Here is a 22,819-nt window from a genome sequence, read left to right as displayed (position 1 = left end):
CTCAAATGGCTTGACGTGATGCTGCTATCTTCAATGTGATCCGCTTGTATCGCACCTTCTGCAATATGAACAGATTGCACGCTCTCTTCAGCCAAATGAATACTCAATACTGCACCTTCGGTCAGTTTACTACCGTCCACACTGCCATCTGCCAGTTTGGACACAGTAACTGCACCATCTTGTAAAATAACAGAACGGACAGACTCTTCTTCCAGATGCTCTGTTCCGATACTTTTCTCCTTAATATGGTAAGAAAGAACAGCGTTATCCTGAATATGACGGGATTGAACGGCACCTTGTTGCAGATGTGCGGCACCCAGCGATTCCCCTTGCAGATGTAGTCCGCTGATGAGCCCCGGCTGGAGATGTGCTTCCGTTACGCAGAGCGGAGCCAGATGTTCCGTTTGTACCGAACCAGCTGTCAGATGGCGGGAAGATATCGCCTGTTCGGTAATGTGTTCACTTCGAATGACCTCTTCTCTCAGGTGAGCACCGTCCACTGACTGTGCAGCCAAATGGTCTGCCTTAACACTGCCTTCTGCGAGATGCATAGAATCCACCGAAGCTCGTTGAAGATGTTCGCTGCTTACTGCCCCGTACTGCAATTCCTCTCCAGATACCGAGTCGGAGGCCAGATGTTCTGTCGCCACTGTTCTTTGACGGAGCTTGCTACCAGGGATACTGCCATTTGCAAATAATTCTGGCGTACGCACCTCATCGGACAGATGCTCCAGCGAGATCGTATGCTGCTTCAGATGATATCCACGGATCGTTTCAGCAGGGATATGTTTTGCAACAATGCTTTCGGCCATAATTTTGGCGGAAGTGATACTGCCGTCCGCCAGTTTAGCCGAGGTCACCGATAGATCAGCCAGCTTATCCGTAGAGACACTTTCCGGTGAAAGTTTAGGTGATGTAACCGCATGATCTGTAAGGTGTGGTGGAAAGATGGAACCGCCTGCCATCAGTGCTGAAGTCACACTGCCCGGAGCTATTTTGTCTGTGGTGATCGCTGCGCGAGATATGGCGTCGGTCTGAACGCTACCTGGTTGCAAATGAGGGGCACCTACGGCATGTTCTGTCAGGTGCTCGGCTTTCACTGCATACGGTCTTAGTGCTGCAGAGTCAACACTGCCAGGAGCCAGATGAGAAGTGGATACGGCTGCTTTGGCCAGATGGGATGAATTGACCGTACCTGGGGATATGGATTTACTTGTAATGGCAGCTGGAGCGAGCTTTTCAGCCGTCACACTCTCTGGCGCCAGCTTTGCAGTTGTGACAGCTTCATCCTGCAATTGGAATGATCCTACAGAAGACTCTGCCAGATGTTTTTCCAGCACCACACCAGAAGCCAGCGCATCGGCAGATACACTTCCCTCGGATAGATGTGTTGTCTCAATGCTACCACTCGCCAGATGTATGGAATGTATCGCTCCATTATCCACATGAACCGGCGTGATACCTCGATTGACAATATGTTCCCCGCGAATCGAACCTTTGGCCAGATGTTTCCCTAGCACGGCCTCATCTGATATTTTGGATGCGACAACACTTTGGTCTGCCAGTTTCGAGGCCGTCACCGCCTGCTCCAGCAATTTTGCTGTCCCCACCGATTGATCCGCCAGCTTGCTGCTGATGATGGCTCCGTCAACCAGATGCTCACTGCCGATTTCGGCGTTCCCGATCTGTTCACTGCCGATAGCAGCAGCTCGAATCTGTAGCGATCCGATCGAACCATCCACCAAATGTCGTCCATTCAAGGCATGTTCGGCAATATGCCGTGTATGAATCGAACCGTCCTCAATCTGCTCACTGCCGATGCTGCTTGCCAGCAGTTGATTACGTCCAACGGACCCTTCAGCCAAATGAGACTGTTTCACCGAACCGGCCAGAATATGGCTTGAATCAACCGATTGCTCCTCCAGCTTACTGCCTGTCACTGCTCCATCACGAATCTTGGCACTGGTGACCGCATCATCTGCCAGTTTCGAGGTGTGGACCGCACCACCGGCTAAATGACGAGTCTCGATCCCGCTAATCGCAATTTTTTCACCAGTAACGGCTTGATTCTGAATTAATTCCTCTGTGACGAGCAGGCGACTCAAATGCCTTGTACCGATGGAGCCATCCGCTATTTTGGCTGAATCAATGACCTGATTGCCGAGCTTCTGTGAGGTAATGCTCCCATCCCGAATTTTGTCTCCAGCGATGGATGCATTTCTGATTTTGTGACCTGAGACAGAACCGTCAATCAGATGCTCCTCTGCGATCGAAGCCTCAGCCAGCTTTGCAGATACAATAGCACCATCCGCAATATGAATGCTGGTCACTGCATAATCTTGAAGAGCCTCACTCCCTACAGCACCCGATTTCAGCTTCGAAGCATCCACCGAAAAGGGAGCCAGCTTACCTTCGGTTATAGCAAATTCGCTGATGTCGTCTGTATAAATGTAATGTCCTGTATGACCCGGCATCTGGTTCTGATTCAATCGTTCCAGTCGCTTCTCATCTGTTAATCGGCTTTCATTATTCTGTTCTTTCAGTGGAAGCTGAGCAACACTCCTGATCTGAAGCTCTTTTTCCAATCTTTCTTTTTCCATACTGTTTTTTTCTTCGCTCACCGGAGTGACTTGCTGCTCCTGCTCCTGCTTCCGTTCTTGCTGTTCCACATCTTGCACTTCCACAACCACTTCGGGTTTATTATTTAATGAATCGGACGTGATTTGTTCGGATGTTGCTGCTGTATCAGCAATAACCGCTTTGGGAACAGCCGTATACGAACTCGAAACCTCTTCCTTTTTCACTGTTTTTTCCGGCTTAATAAATTCCATTCGCCGATCCGTTAGCTCCAGTTCCCTGAATTTGGGACTGATATGACGCAATTTAGGCGTCACTACCTTTTTTTTGCCTTTTTTACTCATGAGGCCAGCTCCTTCCCCTAACGTTCATCTCCGGCATCATATGCTTTGAACTGGGCATCTGCCACTTTCTTCACCCTACTTTTGCATATCCATGATCAGATTTATGTCTATTCAGGCAAACACTATACCTGTCCTGGTGTAATTAGGCTGTCTGAATTGAAGAGACAAGGCGGCTGTCCACGCCCCAATTCCGCTCTTTTCATAAGATATGGTGTCTGAACATCAACGGATGTATAAAAGCGCCTCTGCACACCGGTCTGCGTTATCGCGATGTTATCTCCATGCATTGACAGGTCGGCGTGCTGAAAAAAAGATTCATGGTTGCGCGATAACAACGAAGGAGGAACGGTCATGCTCCAAGAAACGATCGGCATTATGTTCGATTCACGCATGTACCGGGGGATACCGGCCGGAAGGACCGGTCAGGAATCACTCGCAAATTATGAGCAGGCTGCAGCCTTTTACGGATTAACGCCTTGTTTTTTGAGGCTGGAGGATATCGATCTGGATCGCAAAACATGCCTCGCTTATGTGAAAAAAGAAGGTCGATACGTCCGTGAGCGTATACCGCTTCCTTCCGTCATCCATAACCGTTCGCTCCAGCTTCGCGGCGCAGAGCAGCGACAGATTACCCGTTTGCTGCTGCAAGGCATCCAGGTATATAACGTGCGGAATCGCTACCGCAAAGACCATGTACATGATATGCTGCGACAAGATCCTTTTTTAAAAGATCATCTACCACATGCAGTCAAAGCAACACCCGATGCCCTCACTTACATGATGGAACATTATAAGGATCTCGTTATTAAACCGTGCAGCGGCAGCATTGGTCATGGCATTATGCGGCTGTACCAGCAAGACGGAAACTGGCGACTAACCTGTGAAACCAGAGCCGCACGCAAAGGCTGGGCAACCTTCAGGTTGAACCGTGGGCAGCTGCCTTCCGCTACGCTAAGACGGATACTCCGCCATGCTTATCTGATTGAAGAACGAATTCCACTAATCCGGTATGAGGGAAGGCCCGTTGATCTGAGAGTATCCGTGCAGCGCGGGGGAGATGGGTTATGGAGTGTCACTGGCATGTTTGCCAAGGCAGCTCCGGCGCATACGTTTGTGACCAACATCGCTCAGGGTGGTAAAGTCATGACCGTTAACGAAGCTCTTGGTCTGACTGCACCGAGTGCTGATCTGTTCCAACTGGAGACTCGCATTGCAATAGTTGCGCTACGTATTGCCCACACACTGGCAACAAACCTGCCTCATCTGGCTGATCTGGGCCTCGACCTTGGCGTGACACAAGACGGAGGAATTTACTTTATTGAATGCAATGGCAGGGATCAGAGATATGGTTTTCGTAAGGCTGGCATGCAGGAACATTGGCAGATGACATATAACAAACCAATTGCGTACGGACGTCTGCTGGTCAATCACAACTTCAGCATTCCAAGACAGCCACAAACCTATGATCGTGGATTGTATTGATTTCATTCGTGATTTGTGTCAATATTATGCAGAATGGCCGCATTTGCGGCCTTGAAGTTTGTATTAACCCTAAGGGGGATATTCATGGCAAAAACGCTGTTGCGATTAATGACTGAGCTTTCTTCGCGCAAATGGATCTCCCGGACCGTGGGAGCTTTCTCCAAAAGCCGGGGAAGCAAGGCATTTATTCCTTATTTTGTCCGGACCTACAACATCCCTGCACAGGAAGCCGAGAAAGATTGGAAAGAATATCGTTCCCTGAATGATTTCTTCACTCGCAAATTAAAACCCGGGATGCGCCCTCTGGACCTTTCGGAACATGCATTAATCAGCCCTGTCGACGCCAAAATTACGGCAGCTGGCCCGATTTCTGCAGGAACCATTCTGAATGTAAAGGGACAAAATTATACACTCGCTGAATTGTTAAACCATTCTCCACACCTGGAGAAGTACAAGCATGGTTATGGTTTTGTGCTCTATCTCAGCCCGCGCGACTATCACCGCATTCATGCACCTGTTAGCGGTCGCAAGATGGAGAGCGAACATATCAAAGGTAAAGTTTATCCCGTGAATGATTTCGGACTCACCCATATGAAATCCGTGCTCAGCCGCAATGAACGACTCATTACGTATATTGAGCATGATTATGGTGAAGTGGCTGTCGTCAAAGTCGGAGCAATGAACGTCAGCAGCATTCAATATGCAGACGTCGACACAGAAGCTTGGGCTCAGGGAGATGACCTCGCCTATTTCGAGTTCGGCTCTACCGTTGTACTGCTTATGCAGACCGACACCTTCGAACCGCGCCCTGATCTGAAACCCGGAGACTCGGTTAAAATGGGGGCCTTACTGGGTCGGTTAAAACCCAAACGTCTATAATTTGTTATTCAGAATAAAGAGGATGGCGTGGCACCCGCAATCAGGTGTCATGCCATCCTCTTTATTTTTTATCTTCCAACCATATGATTCATCATATGAAAGGTTATCGTTCCGAATTTCTGAATTGATTCTCAATTGATTAATAAACATCATTTCATGTATACATGCATGGCGGAGCTTCACTTCGCCTGAATAGCTGTTCACTAAACGTTAAAAACCATATCACCAGGCATTAGAACCATACATCCTGCAGTTCCTCGACCGGTTTAAGCCGGCGCAGACGTTTCCGAAAAATGCTGCATCCTTTAATGGAATTTCTGCGGCTGCGAACCCGTCGTTTTCCGTTCATCATCACATGTTCCTCCTTGTAAGGTCATCTGGAATGCTAGTTACTTACCCTAGCTATCCAGCATTGAAACGCTGTGAGATACTTGGAAGCAAATCTTCAGGAATAAGTATTCAACGAATCTCTGACGGACTTTTGCCAGTATACTGCTTGAACTGACGACTGAAGAAAAAGATGTCCCGATACCCCAGTGCATCCGCAACTTCGGTCACGTTCATGCCGGTATGTACGAGAAGATGTTCTGCCCGCTCAATACGCATACGAATAATGTAGGATTGTACCGATGATCCGACCAGTTCCTTGAACTTGATGGAAAAGTAACGCGGCGACAGACCGGCACGTGCTGCCAGATCTTCTACGCGATGCGTAATTCCGGGATGCTGACGAACATAATTTGCCACCTCCTGGATCACATCCGATAACTGGTTACTTACCTTTTTCTCTACAGGCTCTTCCGTATCCGCACGCAGCAAATGAATCATCAACTGCTTCAGAATCAGCCTGCTCTCTTCATCACGTCCATACACATCCGATAAAAACAACCTCACATACCGTGCCAACAAATGCTCGAACTCCACAGTCTCCTGCACTTCGCGATAAGACTGGGGCACATCAATAACGGGTCCGTCCACATCAAAGTGAATATACGTCAGCACAAGTGGTTTTTGCCTGTTATGCGTTGCACTGGTATGATCTCCCGGACGAAATAAAAAACAGCTTCCTTTGCCAACCTCGTAAGGCTGATCGTTCAAAATAACCGTGCCTTCGCCGCTCCACACGTAAAATAAATCATAATTTTGCATCGGTTTTTCCCGCTTCTGCCATTTCCAGCCCGGTTCACAGACTATTTTGGCGACTGCGGGCAAAATTACAAATGATGATGGCGATGCCTGCAGCATGTCGCCACTCCCCCTTGACAGTTAATCTCTTTAAACACTTATCCCATTATACAGCGGAATTCACTGAAACGAAAATGTACACTTCTCCCACACCGTTCTCATTCGCTCAATGCCTTCGCGGATCTCCGTTTTTTCCAGATGCGCAAACCCGAAACAAATGGCGGAATGCCCTGGTATTAACCGGTATTGTTCTACATCCCTGAACAACACGCCCTGCTCCTGAATCCCTTTGGTGAACTGTTCATAACTCGTAGAGTCGCCGTTCCAGACTGCATAGATTGTAAGCCCGGCATCCCCGGGCTGCATGGTAAACGCCTGCGGCATACAACGCTTCATCTCCTCTACAAAAAAATCATGCCGCTCCCCATATAGCCGGGTTAATCTCCGCAAGTGCCGCATGTACCCTCCTCTTGTCATGAACCTGGCGAGTGCACGCTGTTCCAGCAGAGCAGGCGATACCGGTTCATACAACGCTTTCGCAGCAAGTAGCGGCTCCACCAGACTACGGGGTAATACCGCATAACCTAGCCGGAACGAAGCTGGCATCGTTTGGGAGAAGGAACCGATGTAGATTACACGCTGCTCGCGATCAAGCACCTTAAGCGGTTCAATTGGCCGCCCGCCCCACCGGAACTCACTGTCATAGTCATCTTCGACAATAACGGAGTTCCGTTTCGATGCCCAAGCCAGCAGTGCCCGTCTTCGTTCAAGCCCAAGCACGGCTCCTGTCGGGAACTGACGCGTCGGCGTGACAAACAACGTCCGTGCCTGCCAGTCTTGCGGGACAATGCCCCCTTCATCCACTTCTGCTGGAACCAACCGACCACCGCAGGATCTGACTGCATGTACAATTCCCTGATAACCCGGACTCTCCACAACAACAGGGCTCTCCTCCGTTATCAGCAACTGGGACAACAGGGTAATACCCTGAATCGATCCACTAAAGAGTACGATCTGGGAAGCCTCCGCCTGAATGCCGCGTGTCCAGCGAAGATGCGAGGCAATCGCTTCCCGCAGTTCCATGTCTCCGGCGGCACCACCCGGCTCTCGCCAGCCGCTGCGATGAACTGCAGCAAGCGCACTTTTCCACTCGGCTGCTGGAAAATGTTCTGGCAGCAAACGTTGCATCCGAAAATCAATGACGGATTCCTGCGCCAGTTGCACCTCTTCATGGGGATGTTTGTGTTCCGCGATTAGTACACGAAGACGCTCTCCCCAAGGAGATAAGGATAGCACGGCTTCAGTCTGATCGTTATCGTATGCAGACAAAGATTCAGTAACATAGGTTCCTTTCCCCGGAAAAGCACGGACATACCCATCTGCAAGCAGCATATCGTATACCTGAGCTACAGAACCGCGCGACATGTCATACTGTTTCGCCAGTACACGTGTAGATGGCAGACGTGTTCCTGCCTCCAGTGTACCCGAATGAATCGCATCTCGCAGTGCGTGATATAACGCTTGATATTTGTAGCGGTGCTGAAGCTCGTATGAATCAAGTGGCAGCCACAATTCCATGTGATTTCTCCCCCTTCGTTAATGCTCCTGCTTGACCCTTCTTTTCATTTTTCCAAATCCTTACTTTTGGCTAACTACGATCTCTCATCCCAATTGGCCTATAAAAATGAATGTAAATTGGATCTATTTTACTGTCAATGTTCGTTTTATGGTTATCTCTAGAAAAAACAACGCTGCAACCCAAAATTGCTGACATGTCTAATGGTTTCTACGTTCAGACTTGTCCTAACACTTATCTAAATAATGGGGGAAATCAAATGAGACGCAAAGAATTTTCAATAGAAGAAGAACAAGAAGTCATCACCTTTCTGGATCAGTGCTCCTTCGGGTTTTTGGGAACCGTCAGCCCGGATGGTGAACCGAGAGTGACACCACTGAATTTTGTATATATGGATGGCTGCTTTTATTTTCATGGAAGTTTAGCCGGAGAAAAAATGAAACAGATCAAGCAGCACACATCCGTCAGCTTTACCGTGGCAGAAGAATTTTCGCTGATTCCTTCCTTTTTCAGTGATCCCGAACTGGCTTGTCCAGCCACCTCCTTTTTCAAAAGTGTGATGGCTTTTGGTCAGGCAGAACCTGTACAGGAACTTGAAATTAAAGGCAAAGTGCTGCAGCGCTTTATGGAAAAACTGCAGCCACAAGGAGGTTACATACCTATTGATGCAGAAGATCCTCGCTACACCGGGCGACTCAAAGCCGTTGCTGTCGTTCGAATCGTACCGGAGCGAATTAGTGCCAAGTTTAAATTTGGGCAGAATCTGACTCCTGAACGTTTTGAACATATCAGCGGTGAATTGCATAAACGAAACGAAGGCCGGGATCATGAGACGGCTGAAATGATGCGAAAATATTGCCCGTACCACCAGGAGTAACTCGGCCAGATCCGGCCTTAAATTCATGCTAATGTTGCATCCTTACCCTGCGCAACAACGCGGTGAAGTGATATAACTGTCATATTGCGTAATTTCCGTGACGGGGCCATGTCAAGGTGTTATAATGTTAGGCAGTGAATCACAAAGACTTGGAAGGATGAAAAAAATGAATCCACTGGCTGAACAGTTGAACGAAAGTATTCAGGCCGGCAGCAGTCACGTCTACTCTATGCTGTCACAACTCGGCAAAGAAATTTATTTTCCTAAAGAAGGTATCTTGAGTCAATCTGCTGAAGCAGCAAGCCTGGCCAAGACCTATAATGCAACCATTGGTATCGCTTTGGAGGGTGGTGTCCCGATGCATCTCCCGGTAATTCAGGAAAAATTGTCTGCCTTCCAGCCGAAGGATCTGTATCCTTATGCGCCGCCTGCAGGCAAACCTGAATTGCGAACCGTTTGGAGAGAGAAGATGCTGAGAGAAACCCCTTCACTGGAAGGCAAATCTTTCGGAAACCCGATTGTAACGAACGCACTGACTCATGGACTCAGCATCGTAGCCGACCTGTTCACTGAAGAAGGGGACGCTGTGATATATCCGGATAAAAACTGGGAGAATTACGAGCTGACTTTCGGAATTCGTCGACACGGTCAGTTGATTCATTATCCATTGTTTGATGATCAAATGAACTTTAACAGCGATGGACTGCTTCAGGCTTTGCTTGCACAGAAGGACAAAGGGAAAGCCATCGTTCTGCTTAACTTCCCAAACAATCCGACAGGTTACACACCAGGCGGAGCAGAAGCAGATGCCATCGTAGATGCCATTCGTCAAGCTGCAGAAGCGGGTGTTGATGTCGTTGTTGTTACAGACGATGCATACTTTGGTCTATTTTTCGAAGATTCCATTCATGAATCTCTATTTGGTAAGCTGGCCAATATTCATCCGCGTGTATTAACGGTGAAAATTGATGGTGCAACGAAAGAAGAATTTGTATGGGGCTTCCGTGTAGGATTCATTACTTTTGCCCATGAGGATGCTGCTGTGCTGCATGCACTGGAACAGAAAACGCTCGGCATCATCCGTGCAACGATCTCCAGTGGACCACATCCTTCACAGACATTTGTTCTGGACGCGCTCAAAGCACCGGAGTTTGAAGCTCAGAAACAGGAAAAGTTTGAAATTATGAAAGGCCGTGCCAACAAAGTCAAAGCGATTCTCGACAGTGGAAAGTATGGAGACGTATGGGATTATTACCCGTTCAACTCCGGTTACTTCATGTGTCTGAAGCTGAAACAAGTCGGTGCTGAAGCACTTCGCAGCCATCTCTTGCATCAATATGGTGTAGGTACAATCGCGCTGGGTGAATCTGATCTACGGATTGCCTTCTCATGTATTGAAGAGAGTGATTTGGAAGAGCTGTTTGATACGGTCTATCGCGGCGTGCAGGATTTGCAAACGACTTAAATATGGAATATAACGGTTTAACCTAGATGATTTATATTATTAGAACCCTTTGGACACATTGCGAAAGCTAATGTCAGCGCCAAAGGGTTCTTTTGTTTCCCGGACAAATGCCCAAAACAAATGCACACGGGCAGAGGCCCAATCAGCCTAACGCCATGGCACATAATATACGATGTACGCAAGGGCGTGCCAAACCATTAATCGAAAGGGGTATGACCCATGTCCCAAGTTGAAGATACAAGAGGCGGATACGGATACTGTGGCGTTGGAGGATTCACAAACATCGGTGCCATCCTCGTACTGTTCATCCTGCTCGTAATCATCACAAAATCATTCCTGTACTAATACGTACGCCTTAGGTATTTATCTCGCATGACATCATGAGTGTACATCACACATCAAAAAGAAAGAAGTGTATTTGGGGATACAGCCCGAAATACACTTCTTCTCTTGCTACTATACACATTTCACTTGTGATAAATAACCTGAGGATCAGCGAAGGCTTGGGCTAACTTGGTTCTTCTACTCGTCCTCTTCCTCTTTGAGCCATTTACTACCCTGCGAACGACGCATCAGCACGATGACCAGTATACCGAGTACAAGTGTTATGCCTGTTACACTCAGTCCTTCTACTCCTGCCGCCAGCATCGGTAACCACATGAACAATGCGGTAATGGCATGCAGTTGGAAGATGAACCCGAGTACCTGTGAGCGCCGACTCTCTCCTGAGATCGGATAGATCATAACCCAGAAGGACTCACTGTGACTCCGCCGCAATACCCCGAGTTGAACACCTGTAAGCAGCAGGAAGAACAGGTATACACCGACACCGAAGTAACTGCCTGCCGTCCACCAGGACAGTAGCATACCAAGGATCGTGAGACGAAGTACAATCGTAAATACTTCCGTTCGAATAAACGTTTTGGTCATAAGATACCGATAAGCCTGCCCGGCATTCCATGGAAGACCGTTCCCCCATTTGCTAAGCCAGCGGCGGGAGCTTACTTTCGTTCCAGACGATGGCACATCCACGAACCAGCCTAATGTGCGCATCACTCTGCCTGCCTGCGTCTGCTCCACTTGAATCAGACGCTCCCAAGCGACTCGGTGTTTAACAGGTATACGTAGTGCAACGACATAAACAGCAGCAAGCAGCAACAGAAACCACTGACTACGCTGCGGTGGCTGCCATAACCAGGCCGCAACAGCAAGAATAGCCAGTGCCCATCGAAGTATCCGATATCCCTTGGACGCACCGGCTTGAACCATCCTCAGTTCTTGCCATGCACCATAACTGGACAGTACTTTCCATAACACAAGAAACAGAATGGACCAGCCCAGCGGCTTGGCATCGACATCTGCCCTTACATAGAGCGGCCATAACGTAAGAAATACGAATAGTAGCAACAGCATTTTATAAATAACGCCCCGAACAAAGCTGTTTTTCAAATAATCCTGCATCCGGTACTCCTGCGGCCGCAGGAAAACAATATCTGCCGGAAGCAGATATGTACGATAACTGCTAAATAGGGCAAGCGGAGCCAGCAACAATAAAGCAATCCAGCGAATCGGAAATCCCGCAGGAATGTTCTGTACAAACGATGTATACCAGGCAGAGAAAGCGATGACCAGAAACAGAAAGACCATCGCTACACCGCTCTGGATGACATAACCCACATAAGGAAGAATTCCATTCCAGAAACCTGTCCGACGTTGCTTCCATAACAGCGTGAGATCCATATACTAATCCCTGCCTTGCACTAGGGAATAGAACATGTGCTCCAGCGTTGTGTCAGACTCCCCGAACTTTGTACGTAACTCATTCAGTGTTCCTTGTGCAATGACATGCCCACGATGCAATACAACAAAACGGTCACAATAATTTTCAATCGTGGACAAAATGTGTGAACTGAGCAGAATGGAAGACCCGGCAGCTTTCATCTCCAGCATAAAATCAAGCAGTGAACGAATGCCCAGCGGGTCAAGTCCCAGAAAAGGTTCATCGATAATGTAGAGCGGTGGCCCTGCCACAAAAGCACACATGATCATGACCTTTTGCCGCATACCTTTGGACAAATGTGTAGACAGACTTGTACTTTTCTCATTCATGCGGAACAAGTTCAGTAGCTTCTCTGTCCGATGTTTAAAATCTGCTTCGGACACGTTATAAGCTCTCGCCGTAAACTCCAGATGCTCCATAACCGTCATTTCATCATATAACTCGGGAGATTCTGGGACAAAGGCCATCGCAGACTGGTAGATCTGTGCATCCTCATCCCGCTTTTTGCCCATCACCCGAACTTCTCCCTGCTGCGGAGTCATAAGTCCCAGGATATGTTTCATGGTTGTACTCTTGCCAGCCCCATTTAATCCGATCAGTCCGACCATTTCCCCGCGTCCAACTTCCAGATCAACGCCATGAAGCACTGGCCGTTTGGCACTGTATCCTCCGCTAAGCCCGCTGATTTGCAGCACAGGCGATTGAACACTTTCCATCTATCCCTGCACCCCTTTCTTCCGATTATTCCTCAGAGCGCGGCGCTCTGTCTTTGCTCCACTTGGGTGCTCCCTTGTTTTTGCGGTTCTGGTCACTACCTGTGCGACCTCCATTGCCGCTTGCGGGACGCTGGCTTGAATTCGAAATAGTTGCTCTCGTGCCTGGTTTCCGGTTTCCCTGAGCCGGCTTGCGATCCCGGGATTGTCCCGGTTTCCGAGAGAACGAATGTCCTTCAGGACGAGTATCCGGCCGTGGATCAGCCACCAGAACTTTACCACCAAAGAGTGTACGCTCCTGCAATTCGATGCCCAGTTCGCGTGCGAATTTACGCATGATGAAAATTTGTGTTTCATCAACGATAGACAGCACAATACCTGAACGTCCCATCCGGCCTGTCCGGCCAGCACGGTGAACGTAATGCTCCGAGTCAAAGGCAGGGTCATAGTTGATGACCATTGGCAGGCCTTCGATATCCAGTCCTCTTGCTGCCACCTCCGAGGCGATCAGCAATTGAATTTTACCGTTACGGAAGGCAGCCAGTACGTTACTGCGAGTTACTTTGTCGGCGTCCCCGTACAGTGCAGCTGCGTTCAGCCCCAAGTGGTTCATTTTTGCCTCAACCTCACCGATGTCCTCCGTTGCATTCACAAAAACAATGGCTCGATCCGGGTTATATTGTCGAACGAGACGACGAAGCATATCGATCTTGTTACGGCTCTCTTCTACAAAATAATAATGTTCGAGTCCAGCAGCCGTTGCACGATCCGGTTCGATACCGATCTGCACAGGCTCCTTCATCTCGCGTTTCGCGAGTGTAGCGGTATGCTCGTCAATTGTTGCGGACAGGAAGATTAACTGACGGTCGCGCAGCGCACTTTTGAGTACAAATTCCACGTCACTTACACCGCCGAGCTGGAACACCTGATCCGCTTCGTCGATAACAATGGTGGATACGTTGTGCATTTTCAGCTTTTTGAGTGTAATCAGTTCTTTTAACCGTCCAGGTGTACCGACAACAAGCTCCGGATGCTCACGCAATTTCTCAATCTGACGTTTTACCGCCGCGCCGCCGATCAGACCTTGTACACCGATGCCGCGATCTGCACCGTAACGCTGTGCCTCACGTACAATCTGCATCGCAAGCTCCTGGGTTGGCGCGATAATCAGTTTCTGGGTTCCTTTAATATCACTCTTGATGGATTGCAGTAGTGGCAATAAATAGGCCAGTGTTTTACCAGTTCCCGTCTGGGACTTGGATACGACATCCTTGCCTTCCAAAATAACCGGAATGGTCTGCGCCTGTACCGGAGAAGGTTCGTTAATGCCATGCTGGGCCAGCAGCGCCTCCAGATCCTGTGCCACGCCTATTGATGCAAAAGTTTGATTCGTCATGTATTCCATCCTTTAAATTTATTCGTTTTGATGATTTATAGGCTCAAATTTTTCTTTTTACACTAAACACTTCGATAGCAGAATTCCCTTCCGATCACTGTTATCCCCAGATTTTTTTCTATTCCTTATATTAAGGAGAAATCCGGTGATAAGCGTATGCTTCCGATGCAACTTTCTTTCAGAAAGCTTTCAGGCGACCGCTCCGCTTCTTCAGGTTCTTTCTGCTCTCTCCGTTATTCGTGTAAATATACCATTTCGCCTCTAAAACCTGCTTGTACGCTTAAAACAAAGCCTGTCATCACATTACCTTTCATTATATGCGAAAAAAGCCTGTGTACCAAATCTTATTCCCGAAATGGTCAAGTCTGCGCAAAAAAAAAGAAAAGCCCCTCGGCGGAGCCCTTCTTCATCCGGTATATGGTGCACTTGTTACATTCTACTTCTGATTCATTACTCCGTGGGACAATCGATCGGCAAGCCGCGGGAACAACTGATACAGCCAAATGCCTGCGGATGCCAGGCGCGGCAGGTTCACTTCTTCCTTGCGTTTCTTCATGGCGCGAATCATGTGGCCTGCTACATTCTGAGGTGTCAGCATCATCCAGCGCACATTGTTTACGTAATTCCCTGAAGGATCCGCACGGTCAAAGAACGGTGTATCAATAGGACCTGGATTAATCGTCGTGACGGTAATTCCAGTCTTGCGAAGCTCCTGACGCAGTGCATTGCTGAATCCGAGTACGGCATGCTTTGTGGCCGTATAAGAGGCTGATTTGGCAGTTCCAATCTTGCCGGCCATCGAAGCTACGTTTACAATCTGGCCTTTGCCCCGTTCCAGCATATGTGGAAGCACTGCTTTGGTACAACGGACAATCCCCATATAATTCACGTCCATCATATCATCAAATTCCTGCACAGACATCTCCGTCATCGCGGCAAACTTTCCGTATCCGGCGTTGTTAAGCAGAATATCGATTCGTCCGTATTTATGTAACATCGCATCTACAGCCGTCTGAACCTGCTCACTATCGGTAACATCCAGCGTCAGCAGTTCATGCCGTCCCTGTAGTGAAGCACCAATCTGATCCAGCTTCTCCCGCGAACGGGCAGCCAGAATCGGGATGGCTCCTTCTTCGATCAGCATTTGCGCGCAGAGCGCACCGATTCCACTCGATGCTCCTGTTATAAAAACAACCTGATCTTTCAGCATGGTTGATGTCCTCCCGTTAATAAAACACATTTGCCTTATTAAGGCCTATGCTTCTATTTTACGAGATCATCACCTGAATATCCATCTCACCAATCCCATCCATCAACAATGGAATGCTAAGCGCCTTCGTTGCACTGAATGTAGACAAAATTTCGGACTGCATAACTTGAGGAGGAGTAATATCCACAACAACGCCTTGGTTGGACAGAATTGTACTTGCATTGCCACTGATCATGTTACCGAGCTCGGAGATCGCACTTTTACTCATATCGTCCATCTCGGTGATGACAAAACCACCCATCATGGCTGAAACAATTTTCAATGCCACTGTTTCTTGTATACCAAAAACAATATTACCGTTCAACTGTCCCGTCATTCCAATCACGATCCAGACATGGTCAGCAATGTATTCTACATTCTTCACGCCAAGATTCCCGGTGGAAGGCGAAACCTGGATGAGCTGTTCAAATACGTTCCGTGCAGATTCCAGGAATGGGTTAATCACTTCCGCTTTCACTGTGTATGTCCTCCTCACACTGGGTTATTGGTCACATACCAAAAGTCCCATATTGGTTAAATTTATTATACTTTATCACGTACAAGAATTCATTAAGAATTCGCTAAATCTTGTGTACTATAATTTATCGTCATTCGAATAGCAAATGTTTATAGCTGTTTTTGTCGCTTTTCACTTCTTGAAAGAAATATTATTTCTTCTTTCCAGCTATAAAAGGAGCATAGGACTTTTATACCGGTTTTTATATAGTTCAAATTTTAATTTCTAGCTCTCTTCAGATTTATTCTATTTATTAGTACGTTAGTCTACTTTCAAATAGACATGTGCCCTTCATTGCTCTGTTCTCCGTAATCCCCTATAATTTAAGATATAAGAAACATATCCGTCACGGAATTCGCTGCATGACACATGACATACAGAGGATATATTGCTGCAAGGAGGCCGTATATGAACATAAGCCAATTGGAAACGCTGATTACTATTTCCAAAACGATGAGTTTCCGCAAAGCGGGAGAACTCCTTAACCTGACCCAGCCGGCTGTCTCGGCCCAGATCAAAAGTCTGGAAGACGAATTCAACACGGTTCTTGTCGATCGCAACCAGCCCGTCACCCTCACAGATCGCGGACAGGTTTTTCTGGAACATGCTGAACGGATGCTTGATATTGTGGACGAGTTGAAACAGAAGCTGTCCGATCTGGATGAAACACCGCAAGGACGTATTGTGCTTGGAACAACAACGTCGATTGCCATTCAAATTTTGCCAAGAGTACTCTCTTACTTTCAGGATCAATTCCCACTCATCAAAACAAGCATTCAGTCTCTGCCCTCCTCTCAGATCTATACACAGGTCGAGAACGGTCTGGTCGACCTCGGGATCGGATATCTGACCGAGCGGAACCCTAACCTCAGTACGTCTGTGCTGTACTATGATACGTTCGAACTTGTTGTATCACCTTCACACCCGCTCGCAAAGAAAAAACATGCAGCAGTCGATGTCCTGCGAAGCACACCTCTGATTCTTCTGTCCCCCGATACGGTCGGACGCAGGTTTACAGAAACGGTTTTCAAAAAATACAATATTGAACCCAACGTGGTTATGGAACTGTCGAGTAGTGAAGAAGTCAAACGAATGGTGGAGATTGATCTCGGCGCGGCCATTATCTCCAAACAATCCGTTGCACAAGAGTTGCGGCAAGGTACATTGCGAATGATTCCTTTAAGTGAGCTGGAGGTTAGCCATCCCGTAGGGGTCATTTATAAATCCAGTCGTTATCTCAACTCGGCAATGCATCAATTCCTGAGTGATCTTAAGGGCATGCCGGAGACTCAATTTATCAGCTCGGAATAAGCCTAGATAAGTTGAACTATTCTTTTACACGTGAACGGAGAGGACAGAAAAAACCTGAAAAGCGGAGCGCTCGCCTTTATCACCGGATTTTCCCCTTCGGAAAGGGAATCAAAAAAATCTGGGGATAACAGCGATTGGAAGGTTGTTCTGTCATCGGAGTGGATTGTGTAAAATCTTCAGTTCAACTTAAATAGATGAAAAGAAAGGGTAGGGATTCCATATGAAATTTGATCTTCATACACATCATTTCCGCTGCGGTCATGCGGATGGTAACATCAGGGATTACATTGAAGCAGGCATTGAGGCAGGACTTCAAGCCATAGGAATCTCCGATCACACCCCTTACTTTGGCAGTGAACTGGAGCAGGCGCATCCACGAATTGCAATGGGTAAATCTGAATTACAACATTATGTAGCTGAAGTGCTCGCGTTAAAAGAAGAATATGTCGGCAAAATTGATGTTTTGCTCGGGATCGAATCCGACTACTTTCCGCTTCATGCTGAATTGTACCGGGCAACGCTGGGGCAATATCCGTTTGACTATATTATCGGTTCCGTTCATCATACGGAAGATGTGAGTATTTTCAACAAAACCCGCTGGAACGGACTAAGCAATGCTCGCAAAATTGAAGTGAAAGAAGGTTACTATGCGTTAATCGCAGAATCGGCTCGCAGCGGCATGTTCCAGATTCTTGGCCACATCGATGCGATGAAAGGAAATTATCCACCATTCTCCGAAATTATCGCAGACCATGCCATTGACGAAGCTCTCCAGGTAATAGCTGACGCCAACGTTGCGATTGAAATCAACACTTCGGGCAAAACCAAGCTTAGTGGCGGCTGGTACCCTTCCGATGCCATTCTGGAACGTGCCAATCATTTCGGTGTAAAGGTCACCTTCGGTTCAGATGCGCATATCCCCGGCCGGGTGGGAGACGAGCTTGACTTGGTACGCACACGTCTGCGGGAGATCGGTTTCACAGATTGGGTGTATTTCAAGCAGAAGCAGATGCAGATCGTCCCTCTATAAAAGCTGACAGAACACAAAAATCCCCACGTAGCATAACTATGCGTGAGGATTTTTTTCTTTTCTTGTTTTATCTAATTCCCTTGGTAAGGCTCCTCGTCATATCTAACTCACACCCTGTTTCTGGTTCCTCTCATACTCTAACGATCACCAGAAACCTTATTTCGTGTATATTGGCGAGTTTTACATTCTAACGATCACCAGAAGCGTTATTTGCGTGAATTTGCTGTAAATAATAGAATTTTGACCGAGTTTCAGCAAAATAAGCTCCACTGGGATCGTTACATTTCCAGGCAGCCTGTTCGGGGGCAAATAAGGTTTTCTGAGATCGTTAGAATTCCAGAGTTATCCAGAATTCATAAATTCCAAACAAGGTGTGTCTTGAAACTTTCTGTTGTGCATCCTTTACCGCCTTTTACCTCCTCCTATGTCACTCTCCCTTAATGTACCCCAGCATATCTGCGGGAAAATCACTGGCTTAGAACGAAAATTCAGCAATTTTGGCTTTCTTCAACGTTTTCAGACATACTCTAGTAGGTTATATTTTCTGTTAAAAAAAATGAACCCGCTCATCGCGGGTCCCAACAGCATTATCTATTATCAAAAAGGGGGTCATGAGATAAGTTTACCCCTTGTCTGTTAGAGTTCAATTGCAGCTATATTTCAATTGTGTAACAAAAGATTGAAGTTCGTTTCAATGCTGAAACTGTTCCCGATACACACCATACACCCTAACATCCATGGAGCATCCAGATGCTTGATCCTCCCCCTCATTCAGACCATAGGATGGAAGATTGCGCTCGTATGTCATGCCCATTTTAAGCAGTACCCGCTCGGAGGAACCATTGGCCTCATAACATCGAGCTTCAACTCGCCATAGATGAAGTTCGTCAAACCCAAATGTCAGCAGGCGATGAACGGCCTCAGTCGCCACGCCTTTTCCCCACCAAGACCTATCCAGAATATATCCGATCTGTGCAGTCCCTTTTTGATCGTTCCAGTGCTGAAAAGAGGTAATGCCGATCACTTGCTCCCTCCCTTTCCAACAGATGCCGTAATGCAACGAATCCAGCTTGGCACTGCTGCTCCGGATCTGGTTTAGCAGTTTCCTCGCCCGAATAGGTGGAGGCTGGCTCCCTCGATTGACGTATCGAATCACTTGAGGATCGGATAATAGTTCTGATAACGTGATGTAATCACTCTGACGTAATGACCGAAGTACAAGACGCTCTGTCCATAAGGCTGGCAGGCCATGAATCAGCATGTTTCGGTTAAGCATGACAATCACTCCTTTGCCTAACGGGTTTTAGTCCGGTAAGACAAGCACGCTCTAAGGATGATCCGGCATGATACTACTGATCTAAATGACATAAATTGTAGTATGTCCTGTAATTGTTCAGCTTTATTCGGGCAGTATATTACATTCACTCTTGTAATCCGCGATAGATGCCCAAACGTATCTCACGAATATATGCATCAAGTGCCGGTACTTGTGCTTGCTGCGCAATCTGTACTTCAGCTTCAATATCATAAGGAACCCGAACAAACTGAAGATTTAAGGGCTTCTGCCTATCGTCGCCGTACTCCCCTTCGAGAATGCAATATGAAGCCTGCGGAAGATCGAGTGGATTCCCTACGCTGCCTGTATTAAATAGCATTTTCCCATCCAAATATTGCAGAAAAGCATTATGCACATCACCATAACCCACCACGTCAGCCGCTCCAGCCTCTGATTCGTCCGCCGGAGGATCAAACATCGCCAGTCGCTTCTCCATCTCATCCCATGGCTGAACACGGTGATATACACTTTGCGGTGAAGCATGAACTAATCGAACAGTACGCCCGCTTAATTTAAATTCATGACTGAAGGGTAAGCTCGCCAAATAAGCCACTCTCTCGGCTCCCAGCCGCTCAGCTTGCCATGTGAAATCCCGGACATCCTGATTCACTGCGACAAGTTCATCCCAGTTGCCACGAATAACTACTTCACATGCTGCTCTGACCTGCTCCACCACTTCAGCGGGCTGCGGTCCCTTGCCTACAAGGTCACCCAGACAAAAGATTCTGTTCAATCCGCGATCCTTAATATCTTTCATCACAGCTTCCCAAGCAGTCATGTTGCCATGAATGTCGGATACAATCGCTATTCGTTCCATCTGTTTAACCTCCATTCATGTTTATTAAGCTTTATCGTTTGCTCACATCATCCCGGCTTAAATGAAGCACAGTCAGTTCAGGCCTGCACAGAAAACGAATAGGAAGCTGCGTCATACCAAATCCTCGATTCACATAAACCGGCATTTGAAGCTTAGAGGTATAGTGCAATCCCTGTATATATTTGCGCGAACCCCGTGGAGTTGTCATTGCACCTAACCAGGGAAAACGAACCTGGCCACCATGACTGTGACCTGAGAGTTGTAGCCCGAATCCATACGGAGCAGCGTAATCGGCATAATCCGGTTCATGCATGAGCAGTAATTTCCATACACACTCATTCAGTCCTGCAACCGCCTCTTCGGGATCTGGCCTGCCCGTTAATGCATCATCCAGACCTGCTACTGCGAGTTTCTCTCTTCCTTGTTCTATGACGACATGCTGGTTGCTCAGCAACGTGAAACCTGCTTCACGAAACATGTCCTGCACTTCCTTTTGCTGCCGCCCTCGATAGTCATGATTCCCCATAACAGCAAATTTCCCGTACCTTGCCGTCATGGAAGCCAAAACCGGTACACACTCACGCATTGGCTCCGCTTGTCTCTCAACGATATCTCCGGTAAAACAGATGAGATCGGGCTGCTGATCCTTGATCCGTGATGCCAGCTTACTTAATTCTTTCTGTCCTGTATGAAACCCAAGGTGCACATCGCTGAAATGAACAACACGTAGTCCGTCAAACGTTTCAGGAAATGAAGGGAGTTTGAGATCAATGTGATTGATCTGTAAACGCCTCGGCTCCCAAAGCGCGTATCCCAATGTCAGGACACTAGCTACCAAAGTCATGACATTTTTTCGTAGTTGGAACATTCGACGAGAAGGGTCGTGATCCTTTTCTTCTCCAGGGAAAAGAGGTTCATTCGATCCGTTTGGCCTGTTCAAGTGCGAGGACGGCGAATTACCGTTGTTTGAACGAGGTGTCTTTCCCATCTCTTCCCTCCTCGGATCTTGTTTCTTGAAAGTTGTTATAAGCCATATCCATCCCTGTAGTATACCATATTCTACATGGGTTGCCCGCTTCCTTCGGTTGATGACAAAAGAAGCCGTGTCCCGCTTAGTACTGCACGGGATCACGACTTCTTCGAGAAGCAGAGTTAGACCTCTTCTTCTTCATTACAACTTTATACACCCAGCCAACGTTTGAACATGTGCTTGGTCGTTTGTTTATTCATCTCTGCAATGGACGTCGTGAGCGGGATGCCTTTTGGACATGAACGCACACAGTTCTGCGAGTTTCCGCAACCTTCAATACCGCCATCTTCCATCAATGCTTCCAGACGCTCTTCTGCATTCATCTCACCAGTAGGGTGAGCATTGAACAGACGTACTTGGGAAAGCGCTGCTGGACCGATAAAGTCAGTTTTTTCGTTTACGTTCGGACAAGCTTCGAGACACACGCCACAAGTCATACACTTGGACAGTTCATAAGCCCACTGACGTTTCTTCTCAGGCATCCGGGGTCCAGGACCAAGATCATATGTGCCATCGATAGGAATCCATGCTTTAACACGTTTCAAAGCATTGAACATCCGCGTACGGTCAATGACAAGGTCACGTACCACCGGGAATGTTTTCATCGGTTCAATACGAACCGGTTGTTCGAGTTTGTCGATCAAGGCAGCACACGCTTGACGCGGTTTGCCGTTAATAACCATGGAGCAGGCCCCGCACACTTCTTCAAGACAGTTGGATTCCCAACAAACCGGCGCAATGGATTTACCATCCGTATTTACCGGGTTTCGCTGAATTTCCATCAGGGCGCTGATCACGTTCATGTTCGGACGGTACGGAAGTTCAAACTCCTCGGTATAGGAAGATGACTCCGGGCTGTCTTGACGGGTGATAATAAACTTGACGGTTTTACTCACTGTTGCTTGTTCCGCCATATCGTTGTCCCCTCCTCTGGTGACGATGATTGTATTGCTGGTGCACAAAACTGTTTTGGTGCTAGGGTGGACGCTTCGGTCGCGGAATGCCCTTTGGATCGCCATTATCCTCGAATTTTTTGGTTCCACCCTTATTAGGGTGAAAATTCGAGGATAAACGCGAACACTTCGCTTCTTTCGGGCATTTCCGTTCCCTACGCTACGCCTTGCACCTCTTCCTGCTTTGCTGGAACTGCAATCCATTCATGCTGGATTGCTGTATTTTTGTGGAAGCCTGCTAATGCTAGGCTTCCTTGAAATGAATGAAGGTGCGAAAAGCAATGTTGGAGCAAGGGTAGATG

At 47.6% G+C, this 22,819-nt stretch carries 18 protein-coding genes and 1 pseudogene; 7 read left to right on the top strand and 12 right to left on the bottom strand.

The annotated features are described in order from the left end of the window. Nucleotides 1–2,921 (bottom strand): annotated as a pseudogene (locus AB4Z30_RS23740) (hypothetical protein); the annotation flags it as partial. Nucleotides 2,922–3,272: 351 nt separating this feature from the next. On the opposite strand from AB4Z30_RS23740, the gene AB4Z30_RS23735 reads away from it, so the two are divergent. Together AB4Z30_RS23735 and asd are read left to right on the top strand one after the other, a co-directional pair. Further along, nucleotides 3,273–4,403: a YheC/YheD family endospore coat-associated protein gene (locus tag AB4Z30_RS23735; RefSeq protein WP_441929903.1), complete on the top strand. Its 1,131-nt coding sequence runs from the start codon at nucleotides 3,273–3,275 to the stop codon at nucleotides 4,401–4,403. Between the two features lie 84 nt (nucleotides 4,404–4,487). Beyond that, nucleotides 4,488–5,282, top strand: coding sequence for an archaetidylserine decarboxylase (gene asd, locus AB4Z30_RS23730; RefSeq protein ID WP_441929902.1), 795 nt, complete (start codon nucleotides 4,488–4,490; stop codon nucleotides 5,280–5,282). A gap of 459 nt (nucleotides 5,283–5,741) precedes the next feature. Here asd and AB4Z30_RS23725 read toward each other — a convergent pair whose 3' ends face one another. Both AB4Z30_RS23725 and pdxR read right to left on the bottom strand, forming a co-directional pair. Further along, on the bottom strand, nucleotides 5,742–6,527 hold the full coding sequence (locus AB4Z30_RS23725) for an AraC family transcriptional regulator (protein ID WP_441929901.1): 786 nt from the start codon (nucleotides 6,525–6,527) through the stop codon (nucleotides 5,742–5,744). A gap of 60 nt (nucleotides 6,528–6,587) precedes the next feature. Beyond that, the gene (pdxR, locus tag AB4Z30_RS23720) at nucleotides 6,588–8,045 is read right to left on the bottom strand and encodes a MocR-like pyridoxine biosynthesis transcription factor PdxR (RefSeq protein ID WP_441929900.1); all 1,458 of its coding nucleotides are present in this window, start codon (nucleotides 8,043–8,045) and stop codon (nucleotides 6,588–6,590) included. Nucleotides 8,046–8,302: 257 nt separating this feature from the next. Between pdxR and AB4Z30_RS23715 the strand changes: the two genes are divergently transcribed. The 3 genes from AB4Z30_RS23715 to AB4Z30_RS23705 all read left to right on the top strand — a co-directional run bounded on the left by AB4Z30_RS23715 (nucleotide 8,303) and on the right by AB4Z30_RS23705 (nucleotide 10,730). After that, entirely contained in the window at nucleotides 8,303–8,920 is a 618-nt protein-coding gene (locus tag AB4Z30_RS23715) for a pyridoxamine 5'-phosphate oxidase family protein (RefSeq protein ID WP_441929899.1), read from the top strand. Nucleotides 8,921–9,086: 166 nt separating this feature from the next. Continuing rightward, entirely contained in the window at nucleotides 9,087–10,385 is a 1,299-nt protein-coding gene (locus AB4Z30_RS23710) for an aminotransferase class I/II-fold pyridoxal phosphate-dependent enzyme (RefSeq protein WP_441929908.1), read from the top strand. Nucleotides 10,386–10,604: 219 nt separating this feature from the next. Beyond that, complete coding sequence (locus AB4Z30_RS23705) at nucleotides 10,605–10,730, top strand: YjcZ family sporulation protein (RefSeq protein ID WP_208606778.1); 126 nt, start codon at nucleotides 10,605–10,607, stop codon at nucleotides 10,728–10,730. A gap of 177 nt (nucleotides 10,731–10,907) precedes the next feature. Here the strand turns inward: AB4Z30_RS23705 and AB4Z30_RS23700 are convergent, their stop codons facing one another. The 5 genes from AB4Z30_RS23700 to AB4Z30_RS23680 form a co-directional block, all read right to left on the bottom strand. Further along, on the bottom strand, nucleotides 10,908–12,125 hold the full coding sequence (locus tag AB4Z30_RS23700; RefSeq protein ID WP_441929898.1) for an ABC transporter permease: 1,218 nt from the start codon (nucleotides 12,123–12,125) through the stop codon (nucleotides 10,908–10,910). Between the two features lie 3 nt (nucleotides 12,126–12,128). Next, nucleotides 12,129–12,881 (bottom strand): ABC transporter ATP-binding protein, encoded by a 753-nt coding sequence (locus AB4Z30_RS23695; RefSeq protein ID WP_441929897.1) that lies wholly within the window; start codon nucleotides 12,879–12,881, stop codon nucleotides 12,129–12,131. A gap of 25 nt (nucleotides 12,882–12,906) precedes the next feature. Beyond that, nucleotides 12,907–14,274: a DEAD/DEAH box helicase gene (locus tag AB4Z30_RS23690; protein ID WP_441929896.1), complete on the bottom strand. Its 1,368-nt coding sequence runs from the start codon at nucleotides 14,272–14,274 to the stop codon at nucleotides 12,907–12,909. Between the two features lie 436 nt (nucleotides 14,275–14,710). Further along, nucleotides 14,711–15,484 (bottom strand): SDR family NAD(P)-dependent oxidoreductase, encoded by a 774-nt coding sequence (locus AB4Z30_RS23685; protein ID WP_441929895.1) that lies wholly within the window; start codon nucleotides 15,482–15,484, stop codon nucleotides 14,711–14,713. A 58-nt stretch (nucleotides 15,485–15,542) separates the two neighbouring features. Next, nucleotides 15,543–16,001, bottom strand: coding sequence for a chemotaxis protein CheX (locus AB4Z30_RS23680; protein ID WP_441929894.1), 459 nt, complete (start codon nucleotides 15,999–16,001; stop codon nucleotides 15,543–15,545). Between the two features lie 447 nt (nucleotides 16,002–16,448). On the opposite strand from AB4Z30_RS23680, the gene AB4Z30_RS23675 reads away from it, so the two are divergent. Further along, entirely contained in the window at nucleotides 16,449–17,351 is a 903-nt protein-coding gene (locus AB4Z30_RS23675; protein ID WP_441929893.1) for a LysR family transcriptional regulator, read from the top strand. A gap of 220 nt (nucleotides 17,352–17,571) precedes the next feature. Beyond that, on the top strand, nucleotides 17,572–18,381 hold the full coding sequence (locus AB4Z30_RS23670; protein WP_441929892.1) for a histidinol-phosphatase: 810 nt from the start codon (nucleotides 17,572–17,574) through the stop codon (nucleotides 18,379–18,381). Nucleotides 18,382–19,072: 691 nt separating this feature from the next. Here the strand turns inward: AB4Z30_RS23670 and AB4Z30_RS23665 are convergent. The 4 genes from AB4Z30_RS23665 to sdhB form a co-directional block, all read right to left on the bottom strand. Then, nucleotides 19,073–19,657 (bottom strand): GNAT family N-acetyltransferase, encoded by a 585-nt coding sequence (locus AB4Z30_RS23665; RefSeq protein ID WP_441929891.1) that lies wholly within the window; start codon nucleotides 19,655–19,657, stop codon nucleotides 19,073–19,075. Nucleotides 19,658–19,802: 145 nt separating this feature from the next. Then, the gene (locus AB4Z30_RS23660) at nucleotides 19,803–20,534 is read right to left on the bottom strand and encodes a metallophosphoesterase family protein (protein ID WP_441929890.1); all 732 of its coding nucleotides are present in this window, start codon (nucleotides 20,532–20,534) and stop codon (nucleotides 19,803–19,805) included. 31 nt (nucleotides 20,535–20,565) lie between these two features. Next, the gene (locus AB4Z30_RS23655) at nucleotides 20,566–21,522 is read right to left on the bottom strand and encodes a metallophosphoesterase (protein ID WP_441929889.1); all 957 of its coding nucleotides are present in this window, start codon (nucleotides 21,520–21,522) and stop codon (nucleotides 20,566–20,568) included. A 191-nt stretch (nucleotides 21,523–21,713) separates the two neighbouring features. Continuing rightward, nucleotides 21,714–22,478: a succinate dehydrogenase iron-sulfur subunit gene (gene sdhB / locus AB4Z30_RS23650; RefSeq protein ID WP_441929888.1), complete on the bottom strand. Its 765-nt coding sequence runs from the start codon at nucleotides 22,476–22,478 to the stop codon at nucleotides 21,714–21,716. Nucleotides 22,479–22,819: the final 341 nt, after the last annotated feature.

Source organism: Paenibacillus sp. 2TAF8 (genome assembly GCF_052114825.1).
GTDB lineage: Bacteria > Bacillota > Bacilli > Paenibacillales > Paenibacillaceae > Paenibacillus.
This window is presented reverse-complemented; position numbering and strand designations above follow the sequence as displayed.

Coding starts and splice junctions, on each gene's coding strand:
- AB4Z30_RS23660 (WP_441929890.1), bottom strand. CDS start 20,534: ATGGAACGAATAGCGATTGTATCCGACATTCATGGCAACATGACTGCT.
- AB4Z30_RS23670 (WP_441929892.1), top strand. CDS start 17,572: ATGAAATTTGATCTTCATACACATCATTTCCGCTGCGGTCATGCGGAT.
- AB4Z30_RS23710 (WP_441929908.1), top strand. CDS start 9,087: ATGAATCCACTGGCTGAACAGTTGAACGAAAGTATTCAGGCCGGCAGC.
- AB4Z30_RS23655 (WP_441929889.1), bottom strand. CDS start 21,522: ATGGGAAAGACACCTCGTTCAAACAACGGTAATTCGCCGTCCTCGCAC.
- AB4Z30_RS23715 (WP_441929899.1), top strand. CDS start 8,303: ATGAGACGCAAAGAATTTTCAATAGAAGAAGAACAAGAAGTCATCACC.
- AB4Z30_RS23700 (WP_441929898.1), bottom strand. CDS start 12,125: ATGGATCTCACGCTGTTATGGAAGCAACGTCGGACAGGTTTCTGGAAT.
- AB4Z30_RS23675 (WP_441929893.1), top strand. CDS start 16,449: ATGAACATAAGCCAATTGGAAACGCTGATTACTATTTCCAAAACGATG.
- AB4Z30_RS23725 (WP_441929901.1), bottom strand. CDS start 6,527: ATGCTGCAGGCATCGCCATCATCATTTGTAATTTTGCCCGCAGTCGCC.
- AB4Z30_RS23695 (WP_441929897.1), bottom strand. CDS start 12,881: ATGGAAAGTGTTCAATCGCCTGTGCTGCAAATCAGCGGGCTTAGCGGA.
- AB4Z30_RS23690 (WP_441929896.1), bottom strand. CDS start 14,274: ATGACGAATCAAACTTTTGCATCAATAGGCGTGGCACAGGATCTGGAG.
- sdhB (WP_441929888.1), bottom strand. CDS start 22,478: ATGGCGGAACAAGCAACAGTGAGTAAAACCGTCAAGTTTATTATCACC.
- asd (WP_441929902.1), top strand. CDS start 4,488: ATGGCAAAAACGCTGTTGCGATTAATGACTGAGCTTTCTTCGCGCAAA.
- AB4Z30_RS23685 (WP_441929895.1), bottom strand. CDS start 15,484: ATGCTGAAAGATCAGGTTGTTTTTATAACAGGAGCATCGAGTGGAATC.
- pdxR (WP_441929900.1), bottom strand. CDS start 8,045: ATGGAATTGTGGCTGCCACTTGATTCATACGAGCTTCAGCACCGCTAC.
- AB4Z30_RS23665 (WP_441929891.1), bottom strand. CDS start 19,657: ATGCTTAACCGAAACATGCTGATTCATGGCCTGCCAGCCTTATGGACA.
- AB4Z30_RS23735 (WP_441929903.1), top strand. CDS start 3,273: ATGCTCCAAGAAACGATCGGCATTATGTTCGATTCACGCATGTACCGG.
- AB4Z30_RS23705 (WP_208606778.1), top strand. CDS start 10,605: ATGTCCCAAGTTGAAGATACAAGAGGCGGATACGGATACTGTGGCGTT.